This is a genomic window from Dictyobacter halimunensis (assembly GCF_036245075.1).
The window spans coordinates 1433172-1443113 of record NZ_BSRI01000002.1 but is presented as its reverse complement, the minus strand read 5'-3'; the positions used below and the strand labels follow the sequence as shown (position 1 = coordinate 1443113).

The following is a 9942-nucleotide window of genomic DNA, read 5'->3' as shown; positions in this document are numbered from 1 at the left end:
TCAGGCATCTGGCAGATACCGTGTGGCTGGCTCAGCCCCCAAGCCGGGTCGCCAGTAAGGCCATCTGGGCCCACATTCTATTTTCGGCTTCGTCGATGACGATCGAACTGGGACCATCCAGTACGCCTTGCGTAACCTCGATATTTCTACGCACCGGCAAGCAGTGCATAAATTTGCCCTGTCTGGTACGAGCCATCTTTGGCTCATCAACAATCCAGTCTTTCAGTTGCGCCCGGGCCTGTTTTTCAGCTTCCCAGTTGCCGTAGTAGGGGAGGGCGCCCCAGCTTTTTGCACACACGATATCCGCGTCTTCCAGGGCTTCATTCTGATCATTGGAGATGGAAAATGAGCCCCCACTCTGTATAACACGTTTCTGGGCCACTTCAAGTATCTCAGGATCTAGTTCCCATCCCTGTGGATGTGCCAGTACGACGTCCATACCCAGGTCGCAGGCGGCCAGCAGTTGTGAATTGGTGGTGGCCATTGGCAGAGCCTTGGGGTGGTAGGCCCAGGTGTGAACGTATTTTTTGCCCTTTGTCTCGCCCAATTGTTCTTTGATGGTGACGGCGTCTCCCAGTCCCTGGCAGGGATGATAGACGTTGGATTCCATATTGATGACGGGCACGCTGGCGTACTTCGCGAAGCTGTTGAGCACGATATCCTGTTTGGCTTCGGCCCAACTGCCGGTACTGGCGCTCTCAGCTGATTTGGTGACCAGCTCGCTGCAGCGGATGGCCAGGCCGTCGCAGTAGCGCGAGAGTACGGGGGCCACCTCTTTGACATGCTCGATGGTCGAGCCATCCATCACCACATCATCGGCGTACTCAAACGACCACACGTTGTTGCCGCTGATCTCCAGCGCCTGGCCGCCCAGCTTGAACATGGCCGTGGCGAACGAGACCCGCGTGCGAACCGAAGGATTGAAGAAGAGTGTGGCCAGCGTCTTACCGGCCAGGCTCTTCTGCACTTTACCCTGTTTTAAATCTAAGGCCAGCGCGATGAGCGCCTGGATCTCTTCCTGGGGCAGGTCGGCCGTATTCAGGAAATGGGTATTGGTTTGCTGTTGAAGCATACGATGTTCTCCTGTACGTACTGACTCTGCTTAAGATTGTGCCATGACGGCTGGCGCGTGCTGTTTCTGCTTGATCGCGGCCAGGTCTTTCTCGACCAGGTGCAGCGTCTTCGGCATGGCGTGCTGGTTGCTCTCGGCGGGAACGCCAAAGTGGCTCTCCACGAACTGGACGCCGGTATCGTTGTTGACAGCGGGACCAGTAATCAGTGTGACGGGAACTCCGTACTGGTGCATGATCTGCTGCGCGCCCCAGGCTCCTACCAGGTCTCCGGCCCCCACGATGAATGAACTGATGTGCTGCTGAATCTCGGGTGACTTCAGGATATGGCCGACGTTATATTCGCCCAGGATGCCGTCGCCGAACTCGGCGATGATCAGATCAGGGTTTGACTTGTTGGCCTCCTGCAGCACGCTGATGGCGGCCTCAACCACCTCTTTGGGATCGCCACAGGTGGAGGGCAGGCCGGCATCCATAAAGCCGATGACTGGAGATGCCCCGGCGTCCGAGATCTTGTCCAGATCCTGCGTGGAAGCGACGCCCGAAAGTTTAACACCGGCGACCTTCTGGCCCTGCTGCGTAAAATGTTTGATGATCTTACAGATGGTGGTGGTCTTGCCTATATTCATGCAGGTGCCGACCACGCCAATGATGGGGGCGCTCTGCTCCAGCGTTGTGTGATGGGGAAGGGCGGCGTCCTTAATGTTGACCTGGCGACCATTTTCGACCAGGCTGCCCAGAATTCTGACCTGCATGGGGGCGCCCCACTGTTCGTTGAGGCCACGGATCTCGCCCACAACGCCGCTTTCGCAGAGATAATAGAGCAGGTCACCAACGGCGACATGTTTGGGGATATCGCCACTATACTCGCGCAGCGCGCGCCGCTTGCCGAGGACGACGGGTAGGACGTCTCCCTCGACTAGAAAACCGATGCGCCCGGTGGTGAACTCTAACAGATTGTTCTTGCCCGCGTCCGACAGTGCTTCCGCGATCAGGACCGCGCCCTCTTCAGGGATAATTTGCTCACTGATCTCAACGACTGAAGGTACGTCAAGCTTGCGCACCGCTGAGGGAATCTTTGTAAGTTGCATCTGCATGGTATTGCACCTCTTCTTCCTGACTGTTTTGCCCTCATTGCACGTGCGCCTGTCACTGGCAGGCTCATAACGTTCCCGAGAGAGGACAAAGAAAAAGTTGGAATGTGATAGATGGAAGGTGCAAAGAGGTAAAAAAAATCCTCGCCCCCTCCATTCTTTTTGAAGGGACGAGAATAGTCACACTAGAAGTTCTCAGACTTCGTGGTAGAGCTATGCCCGTGGTGCCACCCCAATTGTCACTATCTGCAGCTTAGCCTGTTCACGTCCTCGTGACAAAACTGACAGTGACCACTTTTCCTGGTTAATACGCGACGTGGGAACCACCCACCTGTCCTACTTGCTCCCCTGGCTCAAGAAAAAGCCGGGTAGCTTTCTTCGGTCAGCCGCTCACGAAGGCGTTTTGAAAGAGCTTTCCCATTCCGAACTTCCACTCTCTTTCGGATCGCTGTCAGGTGCTTCTCTCATACTATTTTCGATCAGCGCGGGTCTGGTTATTTATTTGTCTTTCAAAGAGATTACCATCCGCCTTGTGAAATGTCAACGAATAAACGTCCTGAATGAATGTGAGTCATGCATACTATTTACGAGCACTTTATGTGGAACTCTTACAGCACATGTTTTAAGCATGGCGCTACCGTAGCCTGCCGCTAAGTGGGGTCAAGGGGCGGCGAGCCCCTTGCGGGGTGCGGGGTGTCCCCGCAAAACCTCTTCTTCTCTTTTTACGCGCCGCTGCGGCGGCGCGAGAGGGAAAAGGTAAGGGCGCGGGGACACCCCGCACCCCGGCAGGAGGGCTCGCCGCCCTCCTGCACCTCCCTCTCTTGACAGAGCAATAGCATTATGTTATACAAATAATAGCAAAATGTTATTGTTGCATTTGAGAAAAGGAGACCTCTTCTCTCTGAGTAAGAGGGATTGATCCAGATGATCATTCTGTTGCTGGCACTGATCGGAACCCTGATCGTTATGGCCTGTCTGACTATCGGTCGGCTGGGCTTTGGACGCAAGGAGCCTTTCGAGGCGCGTTCATTTGTGCGCTGGTTTACGGGTTTTACCATTTTCAATTATGTGTTCTGTTTGGTGATCCTCTACTTCTCTGAACCTGCCTTCACCGGACCCTTCTGGGGCTGGCAGTGGGTGCTCTGGCCGCTGCTGATCAGCAGCATCATCAATCTATTCGCGATCGCCGGGGGCGCGCGCGGGGCGCTGGAGATGAGCCTGAGCGCCAGCCAGGGCCAGGTCTATACTCCCAAAGCCGATGCCGCCAAAGTTTCGCGCCGCTCGATCGCCGCGGGTGTCTTCGGTCTGATCGTCGTGGCCGTCTTTGGGATCGCGGCCACCCTGCTCATCAATATCTTTACTACCTGGTTCGATGGCAACGCCAAGGCGCTGGCGGCGATTCCCCATGTCACCATGCAGTCCGCGCCGAATCTGCCGCCGACCGATGCCAGCCATATCGTGCTGGTCAGTCAGAGCATCGCGTCATACAAGGGGCAGCAGATTCTGGGATCGACGGGCCAGAATCTGGGTTCGGCCTATCAACTGAGCCCGGACAGCTATACGTTGCAGTCCATCAATCATCATCTCTACTACGTCGCGCCGCTGAGCTATAATAACCTGTTTGTCAATCTTTCCAATCCCTTCACGCCTGGCTTTGTGATGGTGGATGCGGAAGATCCCCAGCAGCCGTCACAGCTGCATACCGAGTCGCAAGCGACGATCCGCTACCTGCCTGGAGCGTTGCTGAACCAGGATCTGCTGCGCCACGTCTATCTCAGTGGTTATACCTATGGGCGGCTGGTCGATCCCACCCTTGAGCTGGATGATAGCCTGCATCCCTACTGGACCATTTCTCTCATGCAGCCATCGCGTGGCTATACCGGTGACGTGCTGAGCAAGGTCTTGCTGGTGGATGCCCATACCGGCGATATCAAAGAATACAGCCCTCAGAACGTCCCTGCCTGGGTCGATCGCGTTATGCCAGAGGAGACTGTCTCGCAGTATCTCAGCTGGTGGGGACTTTATCATGCCGCCCCCTGGTTCAATCCCTCTGGTCTGGGACAGCAGTCGCCTTCCAGTTCACCAGAACTGCTCTATAATAACGTCGATCAGCCGGTCTGGCTGATCCCGATGACCTCCGCCTCGATGAATGATAATTCGAGCACCGGTGTGTTCCTGTTCGATACGCACAAGAACCAGGCCAATTTCTACAGCAAATCGGCCGGACTGGGTATTGGTGATAACGTCACGAAGACGTTCCAATCTACGCGCGCCAATATTCGTGGCTATAATGTCGCCTCGGTCCAGCTCTACCAGATCTATAATACGCCGACCTGGGTGGCTATCTACGTGCAGAACACCGCCAGCGGCGATATCTTCCAGGCGGTCGGCCTGGTTGATGCCCGCGAGCTCAATGGCAACAACGTACAATTCGATCCCGACCTCAACTCCGGCCTGCGCGATTACCAGCAATGGTTGACCTCTCAGGCCAGTAACGGCAACTCGGGCGGCAGCACGAGCGGCCAGATACAGACCGCTAGCGGCAAGGTGCAGCGCATCTCCTCGGTCCAGCAGGGAACCAGTACCGTTTACTACCTGCAGATCGCGGGACAGCCGTACATCTTCACGGCCAACCTCGCGCTGTCACCTAAACTGCCTCTGGTCCAGACCGGCGACACCGTAACCGTCACCTACAGCGGAGCCAGCGGAACCGTGGTCAATCTCAAAACCTTTGACGACACCACTATCCAACTCGGGTCAACGCCGACCCCCGCGCCTCGAAAATAACCCCTTCCAGTAGGTTCGGGCCTCGCGTCCGATGAAAACATTTCATCGGACGCGAGGCCCGAACCTATTGGGGTTGTGCTTGCTTACGTAACTATTTGTTGGGTATGATTCGAATATATTGGTGTACGTTAACACTTAATGCTATATCATGTATTCGAGAGGACATATAATGGCATCGGGGACAACACAACAAAATAGTTCTTTTACACAAAAATATGGTAATGTCATCACGGTGGCGCTGTGGGCCGCCGCCCTGACATCGCATGCAATTCTTTTGCCAAAGCTGATTCGTGAGTTGAAACGTTAACTGTCAAAAAAGATCATAAGAGCGCCCTGTATGGGGCGCTTTTGTTATATAATTGCCTGCATCAAAATCTTTCCTTCTGCATTTCAACCACTTTTCTTCTTTCTTCCAGGTCTTGACAGATATATACAAATGATGGTATGTTTACTTTCGTTCAACGTTGAACGAAAGTAAACATACCAGGATGTTCAGTTCAGTATATTTGACAAGGAAGAGAAGATATACAATGAAGATGTTTATTTTGCGCTGGAAGCTAGTTGTAGCCGGGTTCATTGGCATTGTTGCTTGCTTGATAGCTGTTGCTCCTGCGGCGTATGCCTCTGCCTCTGGTGGTCCCATTTCCTGGTCTGACTCCACGACGATTAGCAATACGAGGAATCCTGGCTGGGGGCGCATGTTGCCCTGGAGTAAGCAGGATGAGAATCTGATTACGTATACCGAATACCCGAGTAGTGGCCCCTTCGTGATCAAAGTAGCCACTGTCGATAAGACAGCCGAGCACTATAACGTTATTGCCTCTATACCATCGCCTGATGGTTATATTCAGGAACAATCTCAGATGGCGCGCTTACACGATGGCACCATCTTGATGGCGACGCGTAGCCGCCGAACAGACCTGAACTGGTTCGGTCTTCCCGTCTTCAAGAGTACCGATGGGGGGCATAACTGGACGCTGGTAAGCCAGCTGGATACGAACCCCAATTCCGCCGGGCGTTTCAATCGTGGCCTATGGGAGCCTTTCTTATACGTGTTGCCGAATGGCTGTGTTGCTGGTTTCTATTCCAGTGAAAAGCATGCCGATGACAACCCATCTTATAACCAGGTCGTATCTGAGCGCGTCTCCTGCGATGGAGGGACTACCTGGGGACCTGAGATATTTGCCGCCGCTCAACCTGGCGCGGCCCGGCCAGGCATGCCTGTCATGGCGAGAATGGCGAATGGCAAATATATTCTTGTTTTTGAGTTATGCGCGACCGATAACTGTAATGCCCATTACAAGATCTCTAGCGATGGTGTGACCTGGTCAAACGATCTGGGCACGGCTATTCCAGATCAGTATAATGGCCCTTATGTTACTGTTCTGCCGAGTGGGCGCGTTTTGGTTACGTCGGCTGGTTCCAATCAAGTCTCGATCAGTGACGACAACGGTGCCACCTGGTACAAAAATGATCAACCAGCCTGGTATGCTGGATGTTGCACCTGGCCTGCTATCTACCAGGTCGGCAGCGATCCAAAACAGATAGGCGTCATTGTTGGCTTAAACGGCGCGCTTATGATGAGGTTTGGGCGCGTAAAATAAACCTATCGGGATGAAATCAATATAACAGCCCCCTCCAATATCATCAATTGGAGGGGGTATTGTGTACCTGAACTTGCTCGGGCGCGTACGATTTCTAATCAGACGCGAGGTCCGAACTTATTAACCGGTATTGCGGACGCCGGCGGCAATGCCGTTGATGGTCAGGAGCACCGCGTAGGTGAGGCGGGCACGCTCAAGTTCCTCGGCCGATGCCTGCTTTTGCGCTTCCGCGTCCAGCGTCAGGGGACCACCCAGGGCGCGCAGGCGCTTGAGCAGGATGATCTGGAAATAGCTGAGCGGATCAACGTAAGGATTGCGTCTCCGGATCGATTCCTGCAGAGTGGGCGAGTTGTCCAGCAGATTTTTGCCACCGACGATGGCGGTGACCGCGCGGCAGGTGCGTTCGTATTCAGACTGGATCTCGCGGGCGATGCGCTCGCTCAGCGCCCGATCTTCAACCAGGAAGTGGGCATACACATGGGCGATGCTCATATCCGCCTTGGAGAGCGTCATCTGCAGATTGTCCAGGAATGCCTGCAAGAATGGCCATTGTTTGTACATCTGTTGTAGCTGACTCAGTCGAGCTGGATCTTCCTGCAGATATTCTTCGAGCGCGCCTCCCACGCCATACCAGCTTGGGAGCACATAACGGGTTTGCATCCAGGAGAAGATCCAGGGGATGGCCCGTAGCTCTTCAATGGCGCGTCCAACGGTCCTGCGCGCCGGACGGGAACCAATGTTGAGCCAGCCGATCTCTTTGATGGGCGTGGCCTGCTCAAAGAAGGCCAGGAAGGCCGGATCATTATAGATCAGCTTGCGGTAACGGCTATGGGCACTGTTCGAGAGCCGATTCAGAGTCGCGATCCAGTCCGCTTTGGGTTTGGGATGGACCTGGGATTCAACGATGTGCTCGATGGGAATACTGGACTGTACGGCTCCGGCGACCACCAGCTCCATGTTGCGGATCGCGATGTCGTGGATGCCATATTTGAATGAGAGCATCTCGCCCTGTTCGGTGATGCGCAGGCGGCCATTGACTGACCCCGGCGGCTGGGCCAGGATGGCCTGATAGATGGGACCACCGCCGCGACCGATGGCGCCGCCGCGACCGTGGAAGATGGTAATGGTGATGCCGTGACGTTGGCTCAGCGTGGCCAGCCGGCTCTGGGCCTGGTAGAGCTCCCAGCTTGAGGTCAGGATGCCACCATCTTTACTACTATCCGAATAACCAAGCATCACCTGCTGCTCGCGACCACAATTCTTCAGGTATTCCTGGTAGAGTGGATGGGTAAAAGCCGTCTCCAGAATGTCGGTACACTGGCGCAGGTCATCGATAGTCTCGAACAGCGGCACGATCGGCAGATCGTAGATGCCCATCTCTTTGCAGAAGAACTGAACCTCCAGCAGATCGCTGAGCGAATGCGACATGCTGGTGATGTAGCAATTCACGGCGCGCTTGCCGAAGGTCTCGCGCACCTGGCGAATCGTCTGGAAGTTGGTCAGGATCTGGCCGGTCTCCGGGCTCAGCTTGAGGCCGGGCCGGGTCAGGATGCGCGGGTCCTGCAACAGATTTTCCAGGATCTGGATGCGCTCCTGCTCGGGCAAAGTCTTATAGTCATCCTTGCGCAGTCCGGTCGCCTGTAACAGTTCTGAGACGGCGGACGAATGACGTTCACTATGCTGGCGCACGTCCAGTGCGGCGAAATAGAAGCCAAAGCTCTCGACCTGGCGGATCAGCGTTTGCAAGGGACCCCGCGCGATGGTCGTTTCGCCGTCGGCCAGCAGGCTATCTTGCACCAGGCGCAGATCGGCGAGCAGCTCTTCAGCGTCCTTATAGGCGATCCCCTTGCTCGTCTCTTCCTGTTGCTCTGCCAATGGTGAAGAGGTCCAGGAGAGCTGCTGGGGAATAGGTGGGGCGGCCCGGTTCTCGCCCAGTCGTCTCCACATAAGTGAGAACTTGGCGCGATATGGTTCGAGCGCCGTCTGGGGTCCCATCTCTTCCACGTACTCGGGCATGGCCGCCATATCACGGTCCAGCGACGCCTGCAGTTCCGGGGTGACGGTGGAATGATCGATAGATTGCGAGCACTCGCGGGCCAGCTCAAACAGCGTGCGCCGATAGTGAATCAAGATATAGTTGCGTTGCTGATTTAAGGCTGTCAGCAGCGTATCGGCATGAATGAATGGATTGCCATCCTGGTCGCCGCCGATCCAGGAGCCGACGTGCAAAAAGGGTGGGACCACCAGGTCGGGATACTCTTTGTGCAGCAACTCCTCGAATTCCGCGTACAGGTCCGGCAGGGCATAGTAGATGATCTCATCCAGGTAGTAGATGCCCATCTTGATCTCATCCAGTGGCTGCGGCCGCACCTGGCGCACCGCGTCCGTTCGCCAGAGCAGATCGATGACGGTATCAAGATCGCGTTGCCACTGCTCGCGCTCCCGTTGCGTCATCAGATCGGCGTGATCTGATTTACTCAAGAGTTCGGTGATGCGGCGTGATTTCGTGATCAGGCTGCGGCGCGTCGCTTCGGTCGGATGGGCCGTAAAGACCAGGTCGATCGACATCTGATTGAAGAGCTTCTGCAGCGTCTCCCCATCGATCTGGTTACGCTTAAAGAATTCGACCAGCGCCTCTAAAGAACCGCGCTGCGGGGTAGACTGAGGATCAAGCTCATGGGCGCGCCGGCGGCGGATACGATGGTACTGCTCGGCAGTATTAACCAGGTGGAAATAAACGGTAAAAGCGCGAATTACATCGATGGCTGTATCCAGATCACTCTCGCTCACGATGCGCAAGATCTCTTGCTCCATATCGCGAATCTGCTGTTGGATCGTGATTTTCTCGGCACCATCTGCCTGCTTTAGACGCTCACTATGCTCGCGCAGGCGGATGCAAAGGCCACGCAATTGCTCTACTGTATCAAAGACTTGATGGCCTTCGTGCCGTTGAATAGACTGCCCCAATGTGTTGCCCAGGACACGTATATCCTGTCGGAGCGCATAGTCTTTTTCTCGACGGTACATTCGTTCTGACATAATCTGTCCTTACTGTAAGCACATCTGATGAGTAGTACATGATCAACGTCGTTGCCAGATGCTCTCAGTGTAGAGACTTTTTATTTGCGTGTGTGACTCCACTTGCTGGCTTGATCTTGTGCACTTTGTTTTCATTCTAGCATATTTATGCTGCAGGCAAGATGTAGCTGGTTTACATAATTCCCCGCCTGCTGCGGGGAGGGAGGGGAAAGGAATTGGTGGGGGACACCCCCAAACCCCGGCAGGAGGGCTGAGCGCCCTCCTGCACCTCCCGCGGGGGGAGGAAGGTGGGAATGGTGGGGAACCCCAAACCCCGGCAGGAGGGCTGAGCGCCCTCCTGCACCTCCC

Annotated in this window: 6 protein-coding genes; 3 read left to right on the top strand and 3 right to left on the bottom strand. The window is 55.2% G+C overall.

Going from position 1 to position 9942, the window contains the following annotated elements; translation table 11 throughout:
• Positions 1-31: 31 nt before the first annotated feature.
• Together AABA21_RS19995 and AABA21_RS19990 are read right to left on the bottom strand one after the other, a co-directional pair.
• Complete coding sequence (locus AABA21_RS19995) at positions 32-1072, bottom strand: N-acetylornithine carbamoyltransferase (protein WP_338253213.1); 1041 nt, start codon at positions 1070-1072, stop codon at positions 32-34.
• A gap of 30 nt (positions 1073-1102) precedes the next feature.
• Positions 1103-2167, bottom strand: a complete 1065-nt coding sequence (locus AABA21_RS19990) for a P-loop NTPase family protein (RefSeq protein WP_338253212.1) — start codon at positions 2165-2167, stop codon at positions 1103-1105.
• Between the two features lie 921 nt (positions 2168-3088).
• Between AABA21_RS19990 and AABA21_RS19985 the strand changes: the two genes are divergently transcribed.
• The 3 genes from AABA21_RS19985 (at position 3089) to AABA21_RS19975 (ending at position 6555) form a co-directional block, all read left to right on the top strand.
• Positions 3089-4951, top strand: a complete 1863-nt coding sequence (locus tag AABA21_RS19985) for a hypothetical protein (protein ID WP_338253211.1) — start codon at positions 3089-3091, stop codon at positions 4949-4951.
• A gap of 169 nt (positions 4952-5120) precedes the next feature.
• Positions 5121-5258, top strand: a complete 138-nt coding sequence (locus AABA21_RS19980) for a hypothetical protein (RefSeq protein WP_338253210.1) — start codon at positions 5121-5123, stop codon at positions 5256-5258.
• A gap of 223 nt (positions 5259-5481) precedes the next feature.
• Positions 5482-6555, top strand: coding sequence for a sialidase family protein (locus AABA21_RS19975; RefSeq protein WP_338253209.1), 1074 nt, complete (start codon positions 5482-5484; stop codon positions 6553-6555).
• Between the two features lie 120 nt (positions 6556-6675).
• On the opposite strand, the gene ppc is transcribed toward AABA21_RS19975, so the two are convergent.
• Entirely contained in the window at positions 6676-9594 is a 2919-nt protein-coding gene (gene ppc, locus AABA21_RS19970) for a phosphoenolpyruvate carboxylase (protein ID WP_338253208.1), read from the bottom strand.
• Positions 9595-9942: the final 348 nt, after the last annotated feature.